Here is a 22,572-nt window from a genome sequence, read left to right on the forward strand (position 1 = left end):
CTCCATTGAACTATGGTGGCCCCATGAGCCACGACCCGACCCTGAACGCCGGGGACATCGCCCGGCTCGCCGGTGTCGGGCGTGCCGCCGTCAGCAACTGGCGCCGCCGCCACGACGACTTCCCCTTGCCCATAGGCGGCACGGCCAATCAACCCCTCTTCTCGCTGCCGCAAGTGGAGGCGTGGCTGCGCCGCTACGGGAAGTCCTACCAGTTGTCGGTGGCGGACCGTGCGTGGCAACGCCTGAAAACCGCGGGAGATTTGCGACTCGGCGAGGTGGTGGCCCAGGCCGGCGCCCTGCTGACCTCGGGCGGCGGCGACCTCGGGCCCGAGCAGGCGGAGCCGGTGTCGGAGCTGGCCGAGCGCCACGGGGCGCTGACGGCCTACGAGTTCCTCGTCGAGCGCTATCTGGAGGCCCACTCCCGGCAGCTCTCCGTCACCCGCGACGACATCGCCGGCCTGATGGTCGCCCTCGTCGGCGACGCCCCCACCGTCCTCGACCCCGCCTGCGGCGTCGGCACCCTCCTGCTCCACGCCGCCGGCGGGGGCGGGGCGGTGACGCGGCGGCTGCTCGGGCAGGAGCTGAGCGAGAGCTCCGCCGCGATCGCGGCCTCGCGGCTGCGGCTGCGCGACGCCGACGCCACCATCACGTCCGGCGACGCCATGCGGCACGACGCGTTCGCCGGTGAGAAGGCCGACGCGGTCGTCTGCGACCCCCCGTTCAACGAGCGCGCCTGGGGCTACGAGGAGCTGGTCGGCGACCCCCGGTGGGAGTACGGCCTGCCGCCGCGCGGCGAGCCCGAGCTGGCCTGGGTGCAACACTGCCTGACCCACGTCAAGCCGGGCGGCCTGGTCGCGATCCTCATGCCACCCGCCGCCGCGAGCCGCAAGGCCGGCCGGCGCATCCGCGCCAACCTGCTGCGCGCCGGTGCGCTGCGTGCCGTGGTGGCCCTGCCCGGCTGCGACCTGTGGCTGCTGCGCCGCCCGGCCGCGGGCGAGCGGCCGCCGTCCGACGTGCTGATCCTCGACGCCGCCGCCGACCCGTCCGTCGTGGAGCCGGCCTGGCGCGCCTACCTGCGCGACGGCTCCGGCCAGACCGTACGCATCATCGACCTGCTGGCCGACGAGGTCGACATGACCCCGGCCCGCCACCAGCGGCGGGAGAACGTGGGCCGGGCGTTCGCCGAGACCCGCGACCGGTTCCTGGCGGCCGCGACCACGCCGCCCGACCTCAAGGTGCTGGAGCAGCCGCTCGACCAGCCCGCCACCACGGTCGGCGACCTGATCAAGGAGGGCCTGGTGGCGGTCTCGCAGGCCCCGCCCAGGATGGCCGTCGGCGACGGCGACCTCCCGGTGCTGACCGCCGACGACCTGTCCGCCGGGGCTCCCCCGTCCGGCCGCACCATCAGCCAGCGGGGCCTGGTCCCGATCCAGCCGGGTGACGTGGTCGCCTCCTACTCCTCCGTACGGGTGATCTCCGACGGCGGCGGCGTGCTCGGCCCGCAGCTGACGCTCTACCGCGTCGACGCCCGCAGGCTCGACCCCGACTTCCTGGCGGGCTTCCTGCGCGCGGCCGGGAGCCGCGCGTCCACCGGCTCCAGCAGGTTCGACGTGCGGCGCACCCGCCTGCCGCGGCTCTCGCTCAAGGAGCAGCGCCCGTACGGGGAGGCGTTCCGGCAGCTCGCGGTGCTCGAAGACGCGCTGCGGGAGACGTCGGAGCTGGGCCAGACGCTGATCCGGCTGGGTCTCGACGGGCTCACCGACGGCCACCTGCACCCACAGTCCTGACGGTGTAGTTTTTCCCCGGAAGGGCGCGGGAGGGGGGCATATGGTCATCGGCGACCGCTATGTGCTCGACGATCTTCCTCTCGGCCAGGGCGGCATGGGCGCCGTCTACGCGGGCCACGACCGCCACCTCGATCGCAAGGTCGCGGTCAAGCTGCTGCGCCTGCCCAGCGGCCCCGATCAGGAGCTGGAGCTCCGCTTCACCCGCGAGGCGCGCATCCTGGCCCGGCTCGAACACCCGGGCGCTCCCGTCCTCTATGACTTCGGCACCCACGAGCAGCGGCTCTACCAGGTGATGCAGTTCATCGAGGGCGTCACGGTGGCCGACGTGGTGAGCGAGCACGGGCCGCTGCCGGTGCCGTGGGCCGCCGCCATCGCCGCGCAGGCCTGCGCCGTCCTGACGGCCGCGCACGCGCTGTCGATCTGTCACCGCGACCTCAAGCCGACCAACCTCATGCTCTGCCCCGACGGCAGCGTCAAGGTGCTCGACTTCGGCCTGGCGATGCTCCGGGACGCCGACGTGACCACCTTCACCCGGATCGGGCAGATCCTGGGCACGCCCGCCTACATGGCCCCGGAGCAGATCCAGCACGGCGTCGCCGAGCCCCGCAGCGACCTCTACTCCCTGGGCTGCGTCCTGCACGAGATGCTGACGGGCAGGCAGCTGTTCACCGGGCCGACCGACTACGTGGTGTTCGAGAAGCAGGTGAAGGAGCGGCCACCGGCCATCCCCGGGCTTCCCGCCGGGCTGGGCGCCCTCCTGGCCCGGCTGCTGGAGAAGCAGCCGGGCGACCGGCCCGCCGACGCCGACGAGCTCTACCGGTTGCTGGAACCGTTCGCGGTGGCGCTGCCGATGCTGCCGGGCTTCCTCACGTCCTCTCCCAGCCCGGGGCGGATGTACGCGCGGATGGTCGGCCGGGTGCTCAGCTGACGACCGCGGCCGCGCCGAGTCGGTGCGCCTGCGCGCCCTCGACCTGCTGAGAGAGCGCTCCCTGGGCGAGTACGGGCCGCGGGTCCGGCGCGCGCCGGGCATCGCGGTGTTCGAGGAGGTCCGGCCTCGGCCTGGTCACCGAGCAGGGCCGGAAGGACCCGCCACCGCCCGCCTGCGAGGGCCTTCCCGATCCTGAGATCGCTCTCTTCATAACAGGGATCGTTACCCAACAGCCGTTGACAGCCCGCGGTGATCTGGCCGAAAGTTTTCGGAGAGCGCTCTCTCGCAACTTCCCCAAGGCTCCCAGTCCCGGAGGGCTCCATGGCTCCTCGTTTCCGGCGCATCGCCGTACCCTTGATCACCGCGTCCCTGCTCGGCCTCGCCACCGCGTGCGGTGGCGGCGGCGGGGGTGGCGGCGGCGACACCGCAGGCGCCGACGCCGCGCCCGCGGAGAAGATCAAGCTGACCGTCAACCTCTTCGGCGACTTCGGCTTCAAGCCGCTCTACGAGGAGTACAAGAAGACCCACCCGAACGTCGAGATCGTCGAGAACGTCACCCAGTTCAACGACCACCACAACAACCTCGTCAAGCGGCTGGCCACGAACGCCGGCGCCGCCGACATCGAGGGCGTCGAGGTGGGCTACATCAGCACCTTCACCGCGCAGCCGCAGAAGTTCACCGACCTCAAGCAGTTCGGGCTCGACAAGCGGCAGCCGGAGTACCTCGACTGGAAGTGGCAGCAGGGCCTCAGCAAGGACGGCGGGCAGCTGCTCGGCCTCGGCACCGACGTCGGCGGCCTGGCCATGTGCTACCGCAAGGACCTGTTCAAGAAGGCCGGGCTGCCCGAGGACCGGGAGGAGGTCGGGCAGCTCTGGCCGACGTGGGACGACTACATCGCCACCGGCAAGAAGTTCGCCGCCGCGAACGTGGAGGGCGCCAAGTTCGTCGACTCCCCCGGTGAGATCTTCCGCGCCATGGTGAACCAGGCGCCCGTCGGGCTCTACGACGCGCAGGACACGATCATCGTGGACTCCAACCCGGACGTGAAGAAGGCCTGGGACCTGTCCAACCAGATCACCACCGAGGGCCTGACCGCCAAGCTCGCGGCCTTCTCGCCGCCGTGGAACACCGGCTTCGCCAAGGGCTCGTTCGCCACCATCATCTGCCCGGCCTGGATGACCGGGTTCATCCAGGAGCAGGCCCAGGACGCCTCCGGCAAGTGGGACATCGCCACCGTGCCCGGCGGCTCCGGCAACAGCGGCGGCTCCCACCTGATGGTGCCCGCGCAGAGCAAGCACCCGAAGGAGGCCGCCGAGCTGATCGACTTCCTGACCTCCAAGGAGAACCAGGCCAAGGTCTTCAAGGAGGAGGGCACCTTCCCGTCCATCCCCGCCCTGTACGACGACCCGTCGATCCAGTCGTTCACCAAGCCGTTCTTCGGTGACGCCCCGATCGGCAAGATCTACTCCGAGGCCGCCAAGGCGCTGAAGCCGCAGCACCTCGGCCCGAAGGAGGCCGACGTACGGGTCGCCATCGGCAACGGCCTGGGCCGGGTCGAGCAGGGCAAGCAGACCCCGGACGAGGCGTGGGCGCAGGTTCTCGAGGACGTCAAGAAGATCAAATGAGCACCCTCCCTCTCGCTGTAGGGCGGAGGCGTAGGACAAGTGTGCGGCACACCCTCGACACGAGGGTGTCGCCGTACGCCTACGTGGCGCCCTTCTTCCTGCTGTTCGCCGCGTTCGGCCTGTTCCCGCTCGCCTACACGGCCTGGGTCAGCCTGCACGAGTGGACGCTCCTGGACGAGGAGCAGACCTTCGTCGGGATGCGGAACTACGGGACGCTGCTGGCCGACGACTACTTCTGGAACGCCACCTTCAACACCCTGTCGATCGGCATCCTGTCGACCGCGCCGCAGCTCGTGCTGGCCATCTGGCTGGCGCACCTGCTGAACAGGCGGCTGCGCTTCCAGACCCTCTTCCGGGTCTCGCTGCTGGTGCCCAACGTCACCAGCGTCGTGGCCGTGGTGGTCATCTTCAGCCAGCTGTTCGGGCGGGACTTCGGCCTGATCAACTGGGTGCTGTCGTGGTTCGGCGTGGGCCAGATCGACTGGGCCGCCGGCACCGCGACCTCGCACCTCGCCCTCTCGGTGATGATCATGTGGCGGTGGACGGGCTACAACGCGCTCATCTTCCTGGCCGCCATGCAGGCCGTGCCGCGCGAGCTGTACGAGGCCGCCACCCTGGACGGGGCGAGCAACCTCAAGCAGTTGGTCAGGATCACCGTGCCGATGATCCGGCCGACGATCATCTTCGTGGTCATCGTCTCGACCATCGGCGCCATGCAGGTCATCGCCGAGCCGCTGCTCTTCGGCACCAGCAGCGGCGGCGGGGGCGGCCTCGTCACGGGCGGGCCCGACCGGCAGTTCCAGACGCTGGCGCTCTACGTCTACGAGCACGGGTTCACCAAGTTCGACTTCGGCTACGCCTCGGCGGCCTCGTGGGTGATGTTCCTGTTCGTCGTGGTCGTCGCCGGCATCAACTACCTGGTGACCAGGCGCGTGAAGGGCGGAGTGATATGAAGCTGCGCTATCTGACGCTGACGGCGGTGGCGTTCTTCTCCGCTTTCCCGCTCTACTACAGCGTGGTGGTGGCCTCCCGGCACAACTCGGCGCTGGCCCAGGTGCCGCCGCCGCTGCTGCCCGGCGGCAACTTCTTCGCCAACGTGGCCCGCGTCTTCGACACGGTGCCGTTCGGGCTGGCGCTGCTCAACTCGTTCATCGTGGCCGGGTCGATCTCGATCGCGGTGATGTTCTTCTCGACGCTGGCCGGGTTCGCCTTCGCCAAGCTGCGCTTCAGGGGCAAGAACATCATGCTCGTGATCACGGTCGCGACCATGATGGTGCCGGCCCAGCTGGGCATCATCCCGCTCTACATGCTCATGATCAAGCTGGAGTGGACCGGCACCAACTACGCGCTGATCGTGCCGGCACTGGTCAACGCCTTCGGCGTGTTCTTCATGACGCAGTACCTGAGCAGGGCGCTGCCGACGGAGCTGCTGGAGGCGGGGCGGGTCGACGGCTGCACGACCTGGGGGCTGTTCTGGCACGTCGTGCTGCCCGCCGCCCGGCCCGCGGCGGCCGTGCTGGGCATGCTGACGTTCATGTCGGCCTGGAACGACTACTTCTGGCCGCTCGTCGTGCTCACCCCGGACAACCCGACGGTCCAGGTGGCGCTGTCGACACTGGCCAGCGGATACGTCAACGACTACGTACTGGGCCTGGCGGGCACGGCGGTGGGGACCCTGCCGCTCGTCATCGTCTTCGCCCTGTTCGGCAAGCAAATCATCGGCGGAATCATGCAAGGAGCGGTCAAGGGATGATTTTCCCGGAAAACTTCGTCTGGGGTGCCGCTACGGCTTCCTATCAGATCGAGGGGGCGGTCAAGGAGGACGGGCGAGGCCAGTCGATCTGGGACACCTTCTCCCACGCCCCCGGCAACGTGGCCGACGGCGACACCGGCGACGTCGCCTGCGACCACTACCACCGATACCGCGACGACGTCGCCCTCATGCGCGAGCTGGGCCTGGCCGCCTACCGGTTCTCGGTGGCCTGGCCGCGCATCCAGCCCGACGGGCGCGGGCCGGCGAACCCGCGCGGGCTGGCCTTCTACGACAGGCTCGTGGACGAGCTGCTGGAGGCCGGGATCTCCCCGTACCTCACGCTCTACCACTGGGACCTCCCGCAGGCGCTGGAGGACCGGGGCGGCTGGGCGGACCGCGACACCGCCCACCGCTTCGCCGAGTACGCGGCCGTCGTGCACGACCGGCTGGGCGACCGCGTACAGAACTGGGCGACGCTGAACGAGCCGTGGGTGGCGGCCTTCCTCGGCTACGGCAACGGCGTGCACGCGCCCGGCCGCAAGGACCCGGCCTCCGCCATGCGCTCGGCCCACCACCTGCTGCTGGGCCACGGCCTGGCGGCGGCCCGGCTGCGGGAGGCGGGCGCGGCCAGCATCATGCTGGTCGTCAACTCCTCCCCCGTGCTCACCCCGGCCCAGGTGAACGACCACGAGGCGGTGCCGGACGAGGCCGACGCGGCGGCCGTCGACCGGGTCCACGCGCTGCTGACCCGGCAGTTCCTGGACCCCGCGCTCCACGGCCGCTACCCAAAGGAGGTGCTGGCCGCCGCCGGGCGCAACGGCGGCACCGGCCACATCCTGGACGGCGACCTGGAGGCGATCAACGCGCCGATCGACCTGATCGGGATCAACTACTACAACCCGTGCGTCGTCGAGGCGGGGCCCGGGCTGCCGGCGGACGCGGCCTGGCCGGGTTCGGAGGACATCCGCTTCGCCCCCGCCGACGCGCCGGTCACCGCGATGGGCTGGCCGATCGTGCCCGACGGCCTGTCGCGGCTGCTGGTGCGGCTGTCGAAGGACTATCCGGACGTGGGCCTCATGGTCACCGAGAACGGCGCGGCCTTCGACGACGTGGTGGAGGACGGCAGGGTCCACGACGCGGACCGGGTGTCCTTCCTCCGCGGCCACCTGCGCGAGGTGGGCCGGGCCATCGAGGCGGGGGCCGACCTCCGGGGGTATCTCGTCTGGTCGCTGCTCGACAACTTCGAGTGGGCGGAGGGCTACCGGCGCAGGTTCGGCATCGTGCACGTGGACTACGCGACGCAGGTCAGGGTCCTCAAGGACAGCGCGCTGTGGTATCGCGATGTGATCGCCGCGAACCGCCTGTAGATTTCCTTCCGTGCCCTCCCTTTTGGTGTTGCCATGAGACGTCCCACCCTGGAAGCGGTCGCGGCCCGCGCGGGCGTCTCGCGGGCCACCGCGTCCCGTGTCGTCAACGGCCAGACGACGGTGGCCCCGCAGATCCGCGACGCCGTGCTGCGCGCCATCGACGAGCTGGGCTACGTGCCCAACTCGGCGGCGCGCAGCCTGGTCACCCAGCGCACCGACTCGATCGCCCTGGTCGTCTCCGAGCCGCCGACCAGGGTGTTCTCGGAGGACCCGCTGTTCTCCACGGTGATCCGCTCGGCCAGCCTGGAGCTGGAGACGGTCAACAAGCAGGTCGTGCTCATGCTGGCCTCGTCGGCCAAGAGCCACGCCCGGGTGGAGCGTTACATCGCGGGCGGGCACGTCGACGGGGTCATGCTCATCTCCATGCACGGCGCCGACCCGCTGCCGAGCGCGCTGTCCCGGCTGCGCGTCCCGGTCGTCTCGTACGGCCGGCCCGCCGTCCCGGTCGACATCCCGTACGCCGACAACGACAACGTGGGCGGGGCCGAGGCCGCGGTGCGCCATCTGGTGGAGCAGGGGCGCAGGCGCATCGCCACCATCGCGGGGCCGCAGGACATGATCGGCGGGCAGGACAGGCTCACCGGCTACCGCAACGTGCTGCGCGACTCCGACCGCCGCTCGATCGTCGCCGTGGGCGACTTCACCCGCGAATCCGGCGCGGTCGCCATGCGGCAGCTCCTCGGCGACGACCCGCAGCTCGACGCGGTGTTCGTGGCCAACGACCTGATGGCGGTGGGCGCCCTGCAGTCGCTGCGGCAGGCGGGCCGGCGGGTGCCCGACGACGTGGCGCTGGTGGGCTTCGACGACATCGAGGCGGCCAAGTACACCGAGCCGCCGCTGACCACGATCCGCCACCCGGTCATCGAGCAGACGGCGGCGATGGTGCGGCTGCTGCTGGACCTGTTCGAGGGCCTCCCGGCCGAGCCGGTCGTCCTCCCGACGGAGCTGGTGATCCGCGAGTCCACCTGACAGGGGCCCTTGACAGGCGATCTTTCCGCGTATGACAGTCGAGCAGCGAAAACTGTCACGCAGAAAGGCGCTCTTCATGAAGAAAATCGCCACGCTCGTGGCCTTATGCCTGGCCGCGGCCCTGTTACCCGCCGGCAGCGCGTCCGCCGACGTCACCGGCCCGCCGGTGCTGAACGCGCCCGTGTTCAACGACCCGGTCGCCGACTCCGGCGTGCCCGGCACGCCCAGCGCCCAGCAGTCGGCCGTGATGGACCAGCTCATCCGGCTGATCAGGGCCGCCAGGACGGCCAGCGAGATCAGGTTCGTCAACCACCAGTTCTCCCCCGGCCAGCGCTCCACCGAGGTGGCCGACGCGCTCATCCAGGCGCACCAGCGCGGCGTCCGCGTCAAGGTCATCCTCGACGACATGGAGAACGGGGCCAACGACGAGATCACCGCCCGCCTCAAGGCCGTGCTCGGCGCGAACGAGAGCGCCGGCTCGTACGTGATCGGCTGCGAGTATCCCAACCCGTCGGCGGTCGACCGCGGCTGCATCGGCCGCGACTACCTGCACAGCAAGTTCGCGCTGTTCTCCGGCATCGAGGTGGACGGGACCACGCACGGGAACGTCGTCTTCCAGACCTCGTCCAACCTGTCCGACTGGTATCTGTACAACTCCTACAACGACGCGTTCACCCTGACCGACGCCGCCGTCTACAACGGTTACTACAAGTACTTCGACGACCTGCGGCTGGGCCGACGGCAGGCACCCAACCCCGCCTACTACTGGACCACCCCGACCGGCTCGAAGTACCGGGCCACGTTCTTCCCGCGCGCCAGGTCGAGCGGCGACCCCATCGCCAACATCCTCAAGCTCGTCGAGTGCCGCTACCAGGACACCGACGGGGTCTACCGCCAGACCGACATCAGGCTCGTGCTGACCCACTTCAACCAGCACCGGCTGGCCATCGCCCAGGAGCTGGTCCGGCTGCGGGGCGAGAACTGCTGGGTGGACCTGGTCTACTACAAGAGCGCCGACGGCACCGGCAACGCCGACGCCACCATCCGCGCCGAGCTGGCCAAGACCGTCAACGGCCGCCGCATCCAGGTGACCCCCTGCCGCTTCACCGCCGGCGGCCGCTCGGTCGTGCCGCACCTGAAGCTGATGATGACCGACGGCTTCTACGACGACGACATCACGCCCCGCGTCTACACCGGCAGCGCCAACTTCACCCACCTGGAGAACGCGGACGACGCCCAGATCAGGATCTCCGGGCGGGACGTGCACACCGAGTACCTGTCGTACTTCTACAAGGTGCGCGACACCTGCAAGAACCGCACCTGATCAGGCCACGCGGTCCAGGAAGGCATGCAGGTTGGCCGTCATGCGGTCGACCTGCTCGTCCAGGGTCAGCGACTCCTCCAGGCGCTCGCCGAACTCCGGCTTGCGCCTGCCTCGTACGTACAGCGGGCACGCGAGGTCCGCGCACACGTAGGCGCCCACCGAGTCGGCCTCGCCGCGGCGCCTGCGGGCCGAAACGAGGGCGACGCCGCTGCCGGTGTGGGTGGTGAGGCAGAGCGAGCACATGCTGCGGCGCTGGTGGCCGTGGCGGGCGGTGACGAGGCGGAGCGCGACGCCGACCGGGCCGCCGTCGCGCTCGGCCACCAGGTAGGCGCGGTCGGGGGCCTTCGGGTCGCGCCAGCCGAGGAAGTCCAGGTCGTCCCAGGGCTGGCCGGGCAGGTCACGCGGCACGTGCAGACGGGACGCCTCACCCTTGGTGCAGTTGACGAACGAGGTGCGAATCTGGGGTTCGGTGAGAGGTCTCATGAATTCCAGGCTAGGAGGCCCAGGCAAGCGATTATTTGCCGAAGGATGCTGATCTCGATACAGATGTGACCAAAGGATGCCATCGTGGTGCGGTCCTTTCATCCCATCGACAGGGAGACGGATCGTGCCGAAGCTCGCCGTGGTGGCATCGGCCATCGGCCTGGTGCTCCTGTCCGCCGCCGCACCCGCGCAGGCGGCCGACAAGACGTTGACGGTGGCGTACACCTGCTCCGGAGGCCCCTTCAGCAACACCACGCTGAGCGTGCCGATCGTCGTGCCGGACACCGCGAGCGGCTCGTTCGAGGCGAAGTGGGCCATCCCCGCGCTGACCCTGCGCACCGCGCCGACCGCCACCACCCAGGTCCAGGTCAACGGCAAGCTCGCGGTCACCGGCGGCACCCACGCCGACCTGTCGAAGACCGGCGCGAGCGTCACGCCCGGCACCACCGCGGTGCCCGCGGGCCAGGTGACGAGCACCGTACAGATCACCGCCACCACCGGCGGCCAGGTGACGATCAAGCCCTCCACCGAGACCGGCAGCCTCAAGCTCGCCCTGGCCGTCACCCCCACCGACGTGACGACGTGCACCACCACCGGCACCGAGAGCGTGACCGTCACGGTCGGCCAGGACGGAGGCGGCGGCGGCACCGGTGACGTGGTCGACTACACCTGCACCCCCACCTCCGGCGCCCCCCAGACCGTCCGCATCAGGACCACCCTGACGCTGCCGGCCGCCAACCCCAAGGTCGGCGAGCAGTTCACGATCGGCTGGAAGGGCACGTACGAGAGCGGCGCCGAGCTGGAAGCGCCCAACGGGCTGCCGACGACGGGTCTCAAGATGTACGCGTACGCGTCGATCTCCGGCCTGACCGGGCTCACCTCGGCCACCGGCGTCGGCGAGCTGAGCGGCGTCGCCGTCGGTCAGCCGATCGCGCTGCCGGCCTCGGTGGACATGAAGACGACCTCGGGGCGCGCGGGCACCGCGACCGTGAAACCCGCCTCCGTCAACTTCGGGCCGCGGCCGACCGAGCCTCTCATCGAGTGCGAGCCGACCAGCCCTGGTTCGCTCAAGACCTACACCCTGACCATCGGCGACGGCTCCGCCTCGCCCTCCGCCTCCGCCACCCCGACCAAGACGGCCGTCGTCACCGTGACCCCCACCGAGGACGACTCCGAGGAACCCCGGAGGTCGATCACCCCCCGTGAAGGGGTCGCCACCGGGGCCGGCGGCGACGCGGGCCCCGACGGGCGGATGTTCGTCCTGGCCGGGTCCGCTCTCGTCCTGGCCGCCGGCGCGGGCGGCCTGCTCCTCCGCCGCCGCCGTTCATTCCCTTAGCGATCCGTCGAATCGTCCCGGAAGTGTCAGTCGAAGCCCATGAGCCCGTCGTGGTTGTAGATCACGATGCGCCCCCCTGCGGCGGTGACCAGGCCGCCGCCGCGCGGGGTGAACTGGGCGGCGAACGTGATCTTCCCGGTCGACGGATCGACGATCTCGACGCCGTGGCCGAGGCCGAACAGCGTGCCGTCGGCCACGCCCATCGCCCGGCTCCTGTCCACGCGGTTCTCGGCCTGGCGGGGCGCGAGCTTCCACAGCTTCCGGCCGGTGAGGAGGTCGTGGCCGACGAACTGCTGCTCGTGGTTGCGCGAGGAGTCCACGAGGGGCAGGACGTTCCCCACCGGCGGGCCGACGAACTGGGATTTCCCGAGCGGCTGGTTCCACAGCAGTTTGCCCGTATGGGCGTCGATGCCCCACATGTGCCGGTTTGTACCGCCGCCCTCGCTGACGACGGCGATGTCGCCGCCGGAGGTCACCTGAGTGGCCTCGGTTCCCTTCGGGAGGTCGAGCTGGTGCACAGGGGTGAGTGTCTTGCTGAGCACGGCCGCGCTGCGGACGTTGCCATCGAGGTTCTCCTGATGCCTGAACGGGTCCGGCCGGACCAGGATCACCAGCCGATCCCCGGCGGCCACGGGCCCCGCCACGGCGAGGTGCGTCTTGCTGGTGCGCTGGTGCCGCACCTTGCCGGTGACGAGGTCACGCCCGTACAGCTTGGCCCCGTCGGCGTAGTAGAAGACGCCGTCCAGGATGGCGCCCTGCGCGGGCGCAGGCAGGAAGAGGTGGGAGGTCATGAACGCGCGCTGCCGCACCTTGGCACGCCACCGCTCCTCGCCGGTGGTGGTGTCGAGCGCCACGAACTCCGCGGGCACCTCGATCCTGTTGTCCACCTCGTCGCCGAGGGCGACCACCATCGTCTCGTCCTCGGCGACCGGCGCGCTCGACCCGCTCCAGGCCAGCTCCCGCTGCCACAGCCGCTTGCCGGTCGCGCCGTCGTAGCCGGTCAGCTCGCCGCGCGCACCGCCCTTGATCTCCTTGCGCATCGCTACGAAGCGGACGCCGTCGGAGACCAGGCCGTAGTGCTGGGGCGTCTTGTCGATCTGCTCGACCGTCCAGACCGGGTTGAGGCCGACCCAGTGATGCGAGAGGGCCTCCGGCACACCGGCGCCGTCGTCGCCGGGCCGGGCCGGTGACTCGACCGGCACCCGGTGCGGGCCTTCGGACGTGTTCGGTGTTCCGGGCAGCAATCCGCAGCCTGACGAGAGCGCAAGGCAGAGTATCGCGACAGTGCCTGTGATCCTTAAGACAGCCATGGGTCAGTGATTCTCACGTCTATCGGTGGGCGAGGCAACCTGACGGAGCCGTGCCGACGCCCTCTTGATCACGTGGTACCCGGCACGTACGCTGCGCCTGCGGATCACCCCCTCGATCACGTACGGAGTCGGACCCTTATGACGATCAGGACGAACGCGGCCATCGCCGCATCACTGGCCGCGATCACCTGGGCGGCCGTCCCGCCCTCGGCGCACGCCCGTACGGATGCGGCTCGCGTGGTCGCCTGCCCGCAGGTCTTCGGACACGGCGGCTACCCCTCCGGCTCCAACCCGTGGGACCGGGACAAGATCCGCCAGCCCAACAACGTCCGCGCCCTGGACGACCAGAAAGCATGGGGCGCCGACGGGGTGGAAGGCGACGTCCAGCTCACCAGGCACGGCACCAAGGCCGTCATGTGGCACAACACCACCACGAACGGCCTGACGGGCACCAGGAAGAACATCACCGCCCTCTGGTGGACGGCCGGCAGCGACAACCTGCGCGACCGGCGCGTCGCGCGCGGCCCGTACCAGGGAGAGCAGGTCTACACGCTGCGGCAGTGGCTCGACCACGTGCGCTCACGCGGCCTGGTAGCGCTGCTGGAAGTCAAGCCCGAGGCCCGGGGCGCGCTGTCCGACCCCACGTACGCGACGGCGGCCTGGAAGGAGATCTCCGACCCGATCACCGAACGCCAGGCCGCGCAGCGCATCCTCGTCTACTCGCAGGACTCCTGGATCCAGGCCGAACTGGCCAGACGCCACCCCGGCCTGCTCAAGGGCTCCGAGGCCCGCTGGACCGACGGCGTGGGCTGGGAGGAGCCGCCGCCCGCGTGGAGCGGCAACGCGAGCCGATGGCAGCAGGTGCTGAACCAGGCCCCGAAGAGCGTGATGACCAACTACCCGAGGGAATACCGCGCCTGGCTTACCGGCAAGTGCGGCTAGCGCCGTTCGCCGCAGGTCAGTGATCTTCAACGGCAGCTGACGGTGATCAACGCGTTGAGGTGACCAGGGTTCCTTGTAGCGTGGTGCCGACGCAGCCGTCCACGCTGGGAGCAGCCGCATGCGCTGGCAGGTCCACTCGGAAGAACCGCTCTACTCTGACCGCTGGATCGACGTCCGGGTGGCCGATGTGGAGTTGCCGGACGGCAGACACCTCGATCACCGGCTCATCCGTACGGCGCCCGGGGCCGGTGCGGTCGTCACCGACGGGCGGGGCCGGGTGCTGCTGATCTGGCGGCACCGGTTCATCACCGACACGTGGGGCTGGGAGATCCCGATCGGCAAGGTCGACGAGGGCGAGGAGCCGATCGCGGCCGCCGCCCGCGAGGTCGAGGAAGAGACCGGCTGGCGTCCCGGCCCGCTGCGCCCGCTGCTCTACACCCAGCCGACGAGCGGCATCTCCGACTCCGAGCACCACATCTTCCGGGCCGACACCGCCCGGCACATCGGCCCGCCCACCGAGCCGTGGGAGGCCGAGCGCATCGAGTGGGTGCCGCTCTCGGAGATCCGGCGACTGATCGACAAGCGCGACATCGTGAGCGGGACAAGCATGAACGCACTGCTCTACCTGCTCACCGAGGTGTAGGCGCTGCCGCATCATCGTCCGGATCATCTACAGCTGTTCGCGGGGTAACCGAACTCGGCGAGGACGTCATCCAGTGAACATGCTCCTAGAAGTCGCTCTCCAGATCCACTTTTCTTTTCAGCCTGTTGCCTTGGCTCGCAGGCCAGAAACCGTCGTGCTGAAGGCGCCCGACGACGATCCCCGGCGCGATGCCCAGTTCATGCGCGAACTCCTCAACCGAGCCAAGGGACTTGAGAGAAGACAGCCTGGGCAGAAGCGTCCGCGGGATCAAGAGATCAGAGGCGAATCGATCCGCTTCCGCTTCCTTCGGGTCATCGGCCGACACGCTGTCCTCGATCCAGATGTCGTTCTTCCCGTGCAGGACGATATGGCCCATCTCGTGGAAGAAGGTGAGCCAGAAATGGTCATCCGTCCGATACCGGAGGCTGAGCAGGAGCATGGCCTTACCCGGGGAAAGCCAGCAGGTGGCTCCACTGGCCCGCGCGCCGGTGATTTCGCGTACGAAGACAACGGCCACACCATGCCGGGCACAGATGTCACGCATGATCGGGGCGATGAGTCCGGGCGGCTGAGTAGTCAGCTGACGTAGCCGCGGCAGAGCAGCGCGAAGCCCTGCCGCGTCGAACTCCCGGCACTCGACATCACGGGCAGCGAGCTCGCCGAGACGGAGCCACACGGCGACCGCGCTCGGGATGGCCTCGAACGATCTGGTCTGACGGAAGGACGCGACGGGGCTTTCGTAGAGATCCTGCCACGTGGACAGGTGAGCGACACCGAACAGGGCCAGCAATTGCTGCACGCGGGAAAGGTCATCCTTGGGCTCTTCAGGAAGAATCCCTCGCCTGACCAGCTCACGAACGGGCATGCTTCTCGCCCAAGGAACCGCCGCCGCCAATTCGCCTTCAAGCCGCAGCCTCTGCTGCGCAGACTGGTAGTCCGCCTCAAGACGGTTCCACAACCGAGCAGGCATGCCGGTTACCAATTCAAGCCGCTGAGCGACATCGCTGCTCAGCGGCACCAACCCTTGAATGAGTCGGTTGACGTGTTTCGGGCTCAGGCCGAGCCGTGCCGCAAGCTCACGCTGGCTCATACCGAGATCGTCAAGGAACTCGCGGATCGTCTCCCCTGGAGGCACGGCGTAATCGGGAACGCCGGACGTGTGAAAATCGATGGCCGCCATCCCTCACGCTCCTCTCGAACTGCGTTGATCAGCCGTGGTAGTCGACGATCTCTATGACCAGAGCTGCCGCCCCTTCCTCTATCCCCCGTTCCTTCTTCTCCTCCGACGTCATGAGCCTGAACACCATCCGCCATCCCTGATGGAGATCCATGGCGTAGCAGTCGGCGTACGTTCCTCGCAGGGGGTGGCACCGCCCTGGCATGGTGAAGAGTTCGTCGAGAGTCTCGGCAGCCCGCAGCGCCTGCAGACGTTGCCCCACCTTGCGAGCCCCCTCACGACCATAGGCCCTGACCAGCTCCCGGGCGGACAGGCACAGGAGCTCCAGGCGACTGCTCGCATAGAACACCTCCATCTGCGCCGACCCCCATTATTAACCAACTTGGTAAACGAGACCCTCCACGGAGAGGAACATTAACATCACTTTAAGTAATCATCAGAGGGATCGTCAGCTGGAGTCCCAAGCGGGCTACAGATGATCAAGCTCAGTCATCCCCGCGCCGGCCATCACGGGCGCCACCGTGGAGACAGCTCGACGACTAGAGGCGGTCAGACGCGGAAGACGCGGAGTTGGAGGGCCAGCGTGGCGTAGTAGCCGGTCAGCGTGGTCAGCTCGAAGAGGGCCGGCGCCGGTAGGAGGGTGTACTCCTCGTCGTCCAGGTCCCCGTTCGTCACGAGGGCGCGGGTGACGCGGAGGACGGCGGCCTCCTCCGGGTCCTCCAGAGCAAGCGGCTCTCCCGTACGGACAGCGGCGAGCTGGGCGTCGGTGAAGCCCAGGCCGGTGGCGATCTTCTCGTGGACCTGGAGCTCGAAGGTGCTGGACCAGTGGGCGGCGACGATCAGGATGGCCAGCTCGCGGCACCGGTCCGTCATGGACGAGCGGTAGCGGATGGCGGCGCCCAGCTCCTGGAGGGGGTCCCCCAGGGCGGGGCTGAGGAGCATGGCGTTGAAGGGGCCGACCAGCGCGCCCTGGTCGTCGAGCATCGAGGCGCCGCGTGGGCCGGCGTTGATGCGGTCGTAGAGGGCGCGGGCGTCGGCGTCGAGCTGGGCGGGCGGCATCGGGCGAAGGCGCTTCACCGCACCGATGCTAGCCCGCCCCGATCATGGGGTGCGCAGCCAGGCGGTGGTGTCCGGAGGCAGGAGGCGGTCCTCCAGCCGGCCGCTCGCCAGGAGCACCGCCCCGTCCGGCAGCGGGACGGGTTCCGGGCCCAGGTTGGCGACGCAGGTGACGCCCGAGTCGCGGGTGAAGGCCAGCACCCGGTCCCCGTACGGGAGCCAGGCGAGCGTCCCGTCCCCGAAGCACTCCCGGCGCAGGCGCAGCCCCGTGCGGTACAGGTTGAGCATCGAGTCCAGGTCGGCGAGCTGGGCCTCGGCCGTGAGCTTGCGCCAGCTCTCCGGCTGCGGCAGCCACGGCGACGGCCCGCCGAAGCCGAACGGCGGCTCGTCGCCGGACCAGGGCAGGGGGACGCGGCAGCCGTCGCGGCCGGGGTTCGTGCCGCCGGACCGGGCGTACATGGGGTCCTGGCGCAGCTCGTCAGGCAGGTCCTCGACCTCGGGCAGGCCGAGCTCCTCGCCCTGGTAGACGTAGAGGCCGCCGGGCAGGGCCATGGCCAGGAGGGCGGCGGCGCGGGCGCGGCGGTAGCCCAGTTCGGGGTCGGAGGGGGTGCCGTGGAGGGCGCCGCCGTGGGCGAAGCTGGTGTCGGCGCGGCCGTAACGGGTGACGGGGCGGGTCACGTCGTGGTTGGACAGGACCCAGGTGGGCGGGGCGCCGACGGTGGCGTGCGTGGTGAGGGTGAGGTCGATGACGCGGCGCAGCTCCTCCGGGTCCCAGGGGCATGACAGGAAGTCGAAGTTGAAGGCGGTGTGCAGCTCGTCGGGCCGCAGGTAGCGGGCGAAGCGTTCCTGGTCGGGCAGCCACAGCTCACCGATCAGCACGCGGTCCTCGTACGAGTCCGCGATGGTCCGCCAGTGGCGGTAGACGTCGTGGACGGGGTCGAGGTCCTCCCACGCGGTGTCGGACTTGTGGAGCAGGGCGGCCGAGTCGATGCGGACGCCGTCCACGCCGCGGTCGAACCAGAACCGCAGCACGTCCTCGAACTCCCGGTGCACCTCCGGGTTGTCCCAGTTGAAGTCGGGCTGTTCCGGGGCGAACAGGTGGAGGTACCACTGCCCGTCAGGCACCTGCGTCCAGGCGGGACCCCCGAAGATCGACTGCCAGTCGCCCGGCTCGTCGCGGAACCAGAACCGGTCGCGGGCGGCCGGGTCGGCCAGGGCCTGCTGGAACCAGTCGCTGGCCGTGGAGCTGTGGTTCGGCACAACGTCGATGATGATCTTCAGGTCCAGCTCGTGCGCCTCGGCGATCAGCGTCTCGGCCTCGGCGAGCGTGCCGAACACCGGCTCGATGCCGCGGTAGTCGGCCACGTCGTAGCCGCCGTCGGCCATCGGCGACGGGTACCACGGGTTGAGCCAGATGGCGTCGGCGCCGAGGTCCTTCAGGTAGGGCAGGCGGGACCGGAGCCCGGCCAGGTCGCCGACGCCGTCGCCGTTGCCGTCGGCGAAGCTGCGCAGGTAGACCTGGTAGATCGCGGCCCCCCGCCACCACGTTTTCGACATGATCACCCTTTGATAGATCCGGCGGTGAGACCCGCCATGATGTGACGTTGGAAGACGAAGAAGACGATGATCGTCGGGATGCTCGCGACGACCAGGCCGCCCATGACGGCGTTCTGCGTGACCATGCCGGCGGTCTGCGACAGGCCGACGCTGAGCGTCATCTTGTCGCTGTCGGTCATGACGAGCAGCGGCCAGACGAAGTCCTTGAACGAGGTGACGATGGTGAAGATCGACACCACGCCGAGGATCGGCCTCGACACGGGCAGCACCACCGACCAGAGCACCCGGAAGGCGCCGGCGCCGTCGATCCGCGCGGCCTCGATCAGCTCGCGCGGGATCGAGTCGAAGAACCGTTTGAGCAGGAAGATGTTGAACCCGTTGGCGGCCGCGGGGAACCACAGCCCCCAGGGATTGTTCAACAATCCGAGGTCGACGACGGTGACGTAGAGCGGGATCAGCACGACCATGGCCGGGATCATCAGCGTGGCCAGCATCGCGCCCAGGATCACCCCGCCGAACATCGGCCGCAGCCTCGACAGCGCGTACGCCGCCGACACGTCCACGAGCATGCAGAAGATCCAGCCGCCCAGCGAGTAGTAGGCGGTGTTCCACAGCAGCGTGCCGAGGTCGAACAGGTTCCACGCCTCGGCGTAGGCGTCGAGGGTGGGGTCGGCGGGGAAGAGCGTCGGCGGCATCTGGGCGATCTCCTCGCCCGTCTTCATGGCGCCGGTGATCATCCAGTAGAGCGGGAAGACGAAGGCCAGCGTGAAGGTCACCACGACCGTGACGAGCACGGCCCAGTAGACGCGCCGTCCCCATCGGCTGTTGAGCTGGAGCGGGGAGATGATCGTACGGAACTGCCCGGTGTGGATGGGTTTCGGGCGGCGGGCCGCCCGCCTGCGGCCGGCGGCGGCCCGGGCGCCGACGGAGATCATGCCTTGTCCTCCCGGGTGAGCCGGAGCTGGAACGCGGCGAAGACGAGCAGCACGATCATGAGCATCATGCCGAGCGCGCCGGCCACGCCGTAGTTCTGGTTCGTGAAGGCGAACTGGAACATCATGTAGGCGACGGTGACGGTCGAGCCCGCGGGCCCGCCGCCGGTGAGCATGTACGGCTCGATGAAGACCTGCATGGTGGCCACGATCTGCAGCATCAGCATGAGCAGCAGGATCAGCCTGGTCTGCGGGATCGTGACGTGCCTGATCCGCTTGAGGATCCCGGCCCCGTCCAGCTCGGCCGCCTCGTACAGCTCCGGCGGGATGTTCTGCAGCGCCGCCAGGTAGATCAGGGTCGCGCTGCCCATGTTCATCCAGGTCGAGACGATGACCAGGGAGATCAGCGCGGTGGCCGGGGAGTCGAGCCAGGCCAGGCCGGGCAGGTTGACCAGCCCGAGCAGCTGGTTGAACAGCCCGGGCCCCGGATCGAAGAACCACCTGAACAGCAGCACCGCGACGATCGGCGGCAGCATGACCGGCAGGTAGACCACGAACCTGAGATAGGCCCGGGCGTGGCGCAGCTCGTTGAGCACGAGCGCGACGACGAACGGCACGGCGAAGCCGCACACCAGCGCGAGGAACGTGAACTGCAGGGTGGCGATCCAGGCCTCGGTGAAGCCCGGGTATCCCACGGCGTACTCGAAGTTGTCCAGCCCCACCCAGGTGGGCGGATCGATCAGGTTCGTCTCCTGGAAGCTCAGGATGAACTCTCTGATCATCGGATACCAGGCGAACACCGCGAAGCAGAACAGCGCCGCGCACAGGAACCCGTAGGCCGTCAGGTTGCGCCTCAGAACAGCCATGGGTCAGCCCTTGGCCGCCAGCACGGCGTTCACCTTGGTCTCGGCGTCGGCGAGCAGCTTGTCGATGTCGGCGTCCTTGTCGGACAGCACGCCGGACATGGCCACGTCGAGGATCGCGTAGATCTCCTGGGCGTGGACCGGCTCGGCCTTGGGCGGGATGGCGGCGGAGGCCTTGACGTACGGGTCGTAGTTCTCGACCGGCAGGGAGGCGTTCTTCACCCGGTCGGCCTGGATGGCCTGGCCGGTGGGCGAGTCGCCGTAGACCGCGTTGTCGGGGACGCCGACCGGGTTGCCGATGGCCTTGCCGCGGGCGAAGTCGAAGCGGCCCTTGCCGACGGTGTTGAAGCGGAAGTCGAGCCACCGCATGCCCGCCTTCGCCTCCTCGGGCGTGGCCTTGGGGTTGATCATGAACGCTTCGCCGCCGCTCAGCGACGCCTTGGCCTCGGGGAAGCCGGTGATGCCGTAGTCGGCGACGCTGCCCTTGAACTTGCCGACCACGTCGGTGACCACGTCGGGGGCGCCGAGCATCATGCCGACCTTGCCGCTGCCCATCGCCACCATGAGCGACTCCCAGCCGACCAGGAGCTTGGTGCCCATGCTGTCGTCGACCCAGCGCATGTCGTGCAGCGTCTGCAGGACGGCCCTGCCCTCGGGCGAGTTGAAGGCGGCCTTCTTGCCGTCGTCCGTCAGGATGCTGCCGCCGCGGCCGTAGATGGCCTGGGTGAAGTGCCAGCCGCCGGTGTTGCCGCCGGAGTACTCGCCGTAGCCGACGTGGCCGGGGCCGAGCGCGGCGATCTTCTTGGCGGCCTCGCGGATCTCGGCCCAGGTCGCAGGCGGCGTGTTGGGGTCGAGGCCGGCCTCGGCGAACAGCTTGCGGTTGTAGACCAGGCCGACGCCGTAGTGCACGTTGGGCACGCCGTAGACCTTGCCGTCCTTGGTCACCAGGTCGCGCACGTCCTGGCGCAGGTCGTCCCAGTTCTTGATCTCGCCGGTGTACGCGGTGATGTCGAGGGCCTGCCCCTGCCTGATCACGTCGTCGTAGTTGGTGACGGGGACCACGAAGACGGTCTCCATCTGGCCGCCGGCGAGCTTGGGGCCGAACGTCTTGGGGTCGAAGCAGGGTTGCTGGTCGGTGCTCTTGACGGTGACGCCGGGGTTCGCCTTCATGAACGCGGCCACGTCGTCGTCCCACGCCTGGCGCTCCTTGGGCGCGGACTTGGCGGGCTGGCAGGCGACGGTGATGGTGACCTGGTCGGCCCCGCCCGCCGGGGGAGCCTGCTGCCCGGAGCCGCAGGCGGCGAGTCCGAGCGCGGATGCGACTAAGAGCCCAGCGGATCTCTTCATGATCTGACCCTTCTGATGCGAATTGCCCACACCATAGGATCAGCGACTTATCTCCGCAATATTCAGACTGAAGATTGCAAGATAACGACTACATCACGTACGGACTCGCGCCGTGGAGGCGCGCACCACCAGCTCAGGCTCGAACAGCAGCTCGTCCGCGGGCACGACGGCCTTGTCGATCTGCGCCACCAGCAGGTCGACGACGGCCCGGCCCATCGCGTCGATCGGCTGGCGGACCGTCGTGAGCGGCGGCTCGGTGCAGTTCATCAGCGCCGAGTCGTCGAAGCCGACCACCGACACCTCGCGCGGCACGCTCAGCCCGGCGCGGCGGGCGGCCCTGATCGTGCCGAGCGCGAGCAGGTCGCTGGCGCACACGACGGCGGTGACCCCGCGCCTGACCAGCCGGGCGGCCGCCGCGTGCCCGCCCTCCAGGGAGAACATGGTGTGCTCGACCAGGTCCGCGTCGCCGCCCCCGGCCTGGAACGCCTCCAGCTTGCGCCGCGAGGGCACGTGGTCCCTGGGGCCGAGCACCATGCCGATCCGCTCGTGGCCGAGGGCACGCAGGTGGCCCAGCGCGATCTCGGCCGCCACCACGTCGTCGCACGACACCTGCGGGAAGTCCAGGTGGCCGACGGCGGCGTTGACCAGGACCGTGGGCAGCTTGCGCTCGTGCAGCAGCTCGTAGTGGCCGTGCGCGGCGTCGGCCTGCGCGTACAGGCCGCCGGCGAACACCACGCCGCTGACCTGCTGCTGGAGCAGCAGATCGACGTAGTCGGCCTCGGAGACGCCGCCGACCGTGCGGGTGCAGAGCACGGAGGTGAACCCCTGCTGGGCCAGGGCGCCGCCGACGACCTCGGCGAACGCGGGGAAGATCGGGTTCTGCAGCTCGGGGAGGACCAGGCCGACCAGCCGGGCACGGTCGCCGCGCAACTGGGTGGGGCGCTCGTAGCCGAGCACGTCGAGGGCGGTGAGCACCGCCTCCCGGGTCGCGTCGGACACCCCCGGCTTGCCGTTGAGCACGCGGCTCACGGTCGCCTCGCTCACCCCGACCTTCTTGGCCACCTCTGCGAGTCGTCGCGTCATGACGCAAACTATACGACTGTCAGCGCAAA

22 protein-coding genes are annotated in these 22,572 nt (G+C 69.4%); 11 read left to right on the top strand and 11 right to left on the bottom strand.

What is annotated here, in order from left to right; translation table 11 throughout:
* The first annotated feature begins 23 nt into the window (after positions 1 to 23).
* Together ACIBF7_RS26280 and ACIBF7_RS26285 are read left to right on the top strand one after the other, a co-directional pair.
* The gene (locus ACIBF7_RS26280; RefSeq protein WP_397198376.1) at positions 24 to 1,787 is read left to right on the top strand and encodes a class I SAM-dependent DNA methyltransferase; all 1,764 of its coding nucleotides are present in this window, start codon (positions 24 to 26) and stop codon (positions 1,785 to 1,787) included.
* A 40-nt stretch (positions 1,788 to 1,827) separates the two neighbouring features.
* The gene (locus ACIBF7_RS26285) at positions 1,828 to 2,715 is read left to right on the top strand and encodes a serine/threonine-protein kinase (RefSeq protein ID WP_148033972.1); all 888 of its coding nucleotides are present in this window, start codon (positions 1,828 to 1,830) and stop codon (positions 2,713 to 2,715) included.
* Here the strand turns inward: ACIBF7_RS26285 and ACIBF7_RS26290 are convergent.
* Positions 2,708 to 2,926: a hypothetical protein gene (locus tag ACIBF7_RS26290; RefSeq protein ID WP_397198377.1), complete on the bottom strand. Its 219-nt coding sequence runs from the start codon at positions 2,924 to 2,926 to the stop codon at positions 2,708 to 2,710. The two genes, ACIBF7_RS26285 and ACIBF7_RS26290, sit on opposite strands and share 8 nt — an antisense overlap.
* Positions 2,927 to 3,036: 110 nt before the next feature.
* Here ACIBF7_RS26290 and ACIBF7_RS26295 point away from each other — a divergent pair, with 110 nt between their 5' ends.
* The 6 genes from ACIBF7_RS26295 to ACIBF7_RS26320 all read left to right on the top strand — a co-directional run bounded on the left by ACIBF7_RS26295 (position 3,037) and on the right by ACIBF7_RS26320 (position 9,814).
* Entirely contained in the window at positions 3,037 to 4,341 is a 1,305-nt protein-coding gene (locus tag ACIBF7_RS26295) for an ABC transporter substrate-binding protein (protein WP_148033973.1), read from the top strand.
* Positions 4,338 to 5,294 (top strand): carbohydrate ABC transporter permease, encoded by a 957-nt coding sequence (locus ACIBF7_RS26300; RefSeq protein WP_148033974.1) that lies wholly within the window; start codon positions 4,338 to 4,340, stop codon positions 5,292 to 5,294. Before ACIBF7_RS26295 ends, ACIBF7_RS26300 begins: the two co-directional genes overlap by 4 nt.
* The gene (locus tag ACIBF7_RS26305; protein ID WP_148033975.1) at positions 5,291 to 6,094 is read left to right on the top strand and encodes a carbohydrate ABC transporter permease; all 804 of its coding nucleotides are present in this window, start codon (positions 5,291 to 5,293) and stop codon (positions 6,092 to 6,094) included. The genes ACIBF7_RS26300 and ACIBF7_RS26305 overlap by 4 nt, the downstream gene beginning before the upstream one ends.
* Positions 6,091 to 7,461: a GH1 family beta-glucosidase gene (locus tag ACIBF7_RS26310; protein ID WP_397198378.1), complete on the top strand. Its 1,371-nt coding sequence runs from the start codon at positions 6,091 to 6,093 to the stop codon at positions 7,459 to 7,461. The genes ACIBF7_RS26305 and ACIBF7_RS26310 overlap by 4 nt, the downstream gene beginning before the upstream one ends.
* A gap of 33 nt (positions 7,462 to 7,494) precedes the next feature.
* On the top strand, positions 7,495 to 8,490 hold the full coding sequence (locus ACIBF7_RS26315; protein WP_271275475.1) for a LacI family DNA-binding transcriptional regulator: 996 nt from the start codon (positions 7,495 to 7,497) through the stop codon (positions 8,488 to 8,490).
* A gap of 76 nt (positions 8,491 to 8,566) precedes the next feature.
* Positions 8,567 to 9,814, top strand: a complete 1,248-nt coding sequence (locus ACIBF7_RS26320) for a phosphatidylserine/phosphatidylglycerophosphate/cardiolipin synthase family protein (RefSeq protein WP_397198379.1) — start codon at positions 8,567 to 8,569, stop codon at positions 9,812 to 9,814.
* Here ACIBF7_RS26320 and ACIBF7_RS26325 read toward each other — a convergent pair whose 3' ends face one another.
* Positions 9,815 to 10,297 carry an FBP domain-containing protein gene (locus tag ACIBF7_RS26325; RefSeq protein ID WP_148033979.1) on the bottom strand — a complete coding sequence of 161 codons (483 nt, stop codon included), beginning with the start codon at positions 10,295 to 10,297 and terminating at the stop codon, positions 9,815 to 9,817.
* Positions 10,298 to 10,421: 124 nt separating this feature from the next.
* Between ACIBF7_RS26325 and ACIBF7_RS26330 the strand changes: the two genes are divergently transcribed.
* Positions 10,422 to 11,633, top strand: a complete 1,212-nt coding sequence (locus tag ACIBF7_RS26330; RefSeq protein ID WP_397198380.1) for a hypothetical protein — start codon at positions 10,422 to 10,424, stop codon at positions 11,631 to 11,633.
* A gap of 26 nt (positions 11,634 to 11,659) precedes the next feature.
* On the opposite strand, the gene ACIBF7_RS26335 is transcribed toward ACIBF7_RS26330, so the two are convergent.
* Positions 11,660 to 12,835, bottom strand: a complete 1,176-nt coding sequence (locus ACIBF7_RS26335) for a PQQ-binding-like beta-propeller repeat protein (protein ID WP_397198381.1) — start codon at positions 12,833 to 12,835, stop codon at positions 11,660 to 11,662.
* Between the two features lie 246 nt (positions 12,836 to 13,081).
* Between ACIBF7_RS26335 and ACIBF7_RS26340 the strand changes: the two genes are divergently transcribed.
* Both ACIBF7_RS26340 and ACIBF7_RS26345 read left to right on the top strand, forming a co-directional pair.
* Positions 13,082 to 13,885, top strand: a complete 804-nt coding sequence (locus ACIBF7_RS26340; RefSeq protein ID WP_364226242.1) for a glycerophosphodiester phosphodiesterase family protein — start codon at positions 13,082 to 13,084, stop codon at positions 13,883 to 13,885.
* 118 nt (positions 13,886 to 14,003) lie between these two features.
* A complete protein-coding gene (locus ACIBF7_RS26345; protein ID WP_364226239.1) occupies positions 14,004 to 14,528 on the top strand; it encodes an NUDIX domain-containing protein in 525 nt (174 codons plus the stop codon).
* Positions 14,529 to 14,613: 85 nt separating this feature from the next.
* Here the strand turns inward: ACIBF7_RS26345 and ACIBF7_RS26350 are convergent, their stop codons facing one another.
* The 8 genes from ACIBF7_RS26350 to ACIBF7_RS26385 all read right to left on the bottom strand — a co-directional run bounded on the left by ACIBF7_RS26350 (position 14,614) and on the right by ACIBF7_RS26385 (position 22,543).
* Positions 14,614 to 15,708, bottom strand: a complete 1,095-nt coding sequence (locus tag ACIBF7_RS26350) for a HigA family addiction module antitoxin (protein WP_397198382.1) — start codon at positions 15,706 to 15,708, stop codon at positions 14,614 to 14,616.
* A gap of 28 nt (positions 15,709 to 15,736) precedes the next feature.
* Complete coding sequence (locus tag ACIBF7_RS26355) at positions 15,737 to 16,060, bottom strand: hypothetical protein (RefSeq protein WP_364226233.1); 324 nt, start codon at positions 16,058 to 16,060, stop codon at positions 15,737 to 15,739.
* Positions 16,061 to 16,254: 194 nt separating this feature from the next.
* Positions 16,255 to 16,782, bottom strand: coding sequence for a carboxymuconolactone decarboxylase family protein (locus tag ACIBF7_RS26360; RefSeq protein WP_364226230.1), 528 nt, complete (start codon positions 16,780 to 16,782; stop codon positions 16,255 to 16,257).
* Between the two features lie 24 nt (positions 16,783 to 16,806).
* Positions 16,807 to 18,318, bottom strand: coding sequence for a glycoside hydrolase family 13 protein (locus ACIBF7_RS26365; protein ID WP_397198383.1), 1,512 nt, complete (start codon positions 18,316 to 18,318; stop codon positions 16,807 to 16,809).
* Between the two features lie 2 nt (positions 18,319 to 18,320).
* Entirely contained in the window at positions 18,321 to 19,253 is a 933-nt protein-coding gene (locus ACIBF7_RS26370) for a carbohydrate ABC transporter permease (protein WP_364226224.1), read from the bottom strand.
* Positions 19,250 to 20,116 (bottom strand): carbohydrate ABC transporter permease, encoded by an 867-nt coding sequence (locus ACIBF7_RS26375; RefSeq protein ID WP_219545636.1) that lies wholly within the window; start codon positions 20,114 to 20,116, stop codon positions 19,250 to 19,252. Before ACIBF7_RS26375 ends, ACIBF7_RS26370 begins: the two co-directional genes overlap by 4 nt.
* A 3-nt stretch (positions 20,117 to 20,119) precedes the next feature.
* Positions 20,120 to 21,460 carry an extracellular solute-binding protein gene (locus ACIBF7_RS26380; protein WP_364226220.1) on the bottom strand — a complete coding sequence of 447 codons (1,341 nt, stop codon included), beginning with the start codon at positions 21,458 to 21,460 and terminating at the stop codon, positions 20,120 to 20,122.
* Positions 21,461 to 21,553: 93 nt separating this feature from the next.
* Positions 21,554 to 22,543 carry a LacI family DNA-binding transcriptional regulator gene (locus tag ACIBF7_RS26385; RefSeq protein ID WP_219545634.1) on the bottom strand — a complete coding sequence of 330 codons (990 nt, stop codon included), beginning with the start codon at positions 22,541 to 22,543 and terminating at the stop codon, positions 21,554 to 21,556.
* Positions 22,544 to 22,572 lie beyond the last annotated feature (29 nt).

The organism is Nonomuraea sp. NPDC050478 (assembly GCF_044458265.1).
Taxonomy (GTDB): domain Bacteria; phylum Actinomycetota; class Actinomycetes; order Streptosporangiales; family Streptosporangiaceae; genus Nonomuraea; species Nonomuraea ferruginea.

Coding starts and splice junctions, on each gene's coding strand:
- ACIBF7_RS26280 (WP_397198376.1), top strand. CDS start 24: ATGAGCCACGACCCGACCCTGAACGCCGGGGACATCGCCCGGCTCGCC.
- ACIBF7_RS26285 (WP_148033972.1), top strand. CDS start 1,828: ATGGTCATCGGCGACCGCTATGTGCTCGACGATCTTCCTCTCGGCCAG.
- ACIBF7_RS26290 (WP_397198377.1), bottom strand. CDS start 2,926: ATGAAGAGAGCGATCTCAGGATCGGGAAGGCCCTCGCAGGCGGGCGGT.
- ACIBF7_RS26295 (WP_148033973.1), top strand. CDS start 3,037: ATGGCTCCTCGTTTCCGGCGCATCGCCGTACCCTTGATCACCGCGTCC.
- ACIBF7_RS26300 (WP_148033974.1), top strand. CDS start 4,338: ATGAGCACCCTCCCTCTCGCTGTAGGGCGGAGGCGTAGGACAAGTGTG.
- ACIBF7_RS26305 (WP_148033975.1), top strand. CDS start 5,291: ATGAAGCTGCGCTATCTGACGCTGACGGCGGTGGCGTTCTTCTCCGCT.
- ACIBF7_RS26310 (WP_397198378.1), top strand. CDS start 6,091: ATGATTTTCCCGGAAAACTTCGTCTGGGGTGCCGCTACGGCTTCCTAT.
- ACIBF7_RS26315 (WP_271275475.1), top strand. CDS start 7,495: ATGAGACGTCCCACCCTGGAAGCGGTCGCGGCCCGCGCGGGCGTCTCG.
- ACIBF7_RS26320 (WP_397198379.1), top strand. CDS start 8,567: ATGAAGAAAATCGCCACGCTCGTGGCCTTATGCCTGGCCGCGGCCCTG.
- ACIBF7_RS26325 (WP_148033979.1), bottom strand. CDS start 10,297: ATGAGACCTCTCACCGAACCCCAGATTCGCACCTCGTTCGTCAACTGC.
- ACIBF7_RS26340 (WP_364226242.1), top strand. CDS start 13,082: ATGACGATCAGGACGAACGCGGCCATCGCCGCATCACTGGCCGCGATC.
- ACIBF7_RS26345 (WP_364226239.1), top strand. CDS start 14,004: ATGCGCTGGCAGGTCCACTCGGAAGAACCGCTCTACTCTGACCGCTGG.
- ACIBF7_RS26350 (WP_397198382.1), bottom strand. CDS start 15,708: ATGGCGGCCATCGATTTTCACACGTCCGGCGTTCCCGATTACGCCGTG.
- ACIBF7_RS26355 (WP_364226233.1), bottom strand. CDS start 16,060: ATGGAGGTGTTCTATGCGAGCAGTCGCCTGGAGCTCCTGTGCCTGTCC.
- ACIBF7_RS26365 (WP_397198383.1), bottom strand. CDS start 18,318: ATGTCGAAAACGTGGTGGCGGGGGGCCGCGATCTACCAGGTCTACCTG.
- ACIBF7_RS26370 (WP_364226224.1), bottom strand. CDS start 19,253: ATGATCTCCGTCGGCGCCCGGGCCGCCGCCGGCCGCAGGCGGGCGGCC.
- ACIBF7_RS26375 (WP_219545636.1), bottom strand. CDS start 20,116: ATGGCTGTTCTGAGGCGCAACCTGACGGCCTACGGGTTCCTGTGCGCG.
- ACIBF7_RS26380 (WP_364226220.1), bottom strand. CDS start 21,460: ATGAAGAGATCCGCTGGGCTCTTAGTCGCATCCGCGCTCGGACTCGCC.
- ACIBF7_RS26385 (WP_219545634.1), bottom strand. CDS start 22,543: ATGACGCGACGACTCGCAGAGGTGGCCAAGAAGGTCGGGGTGAGCGAG.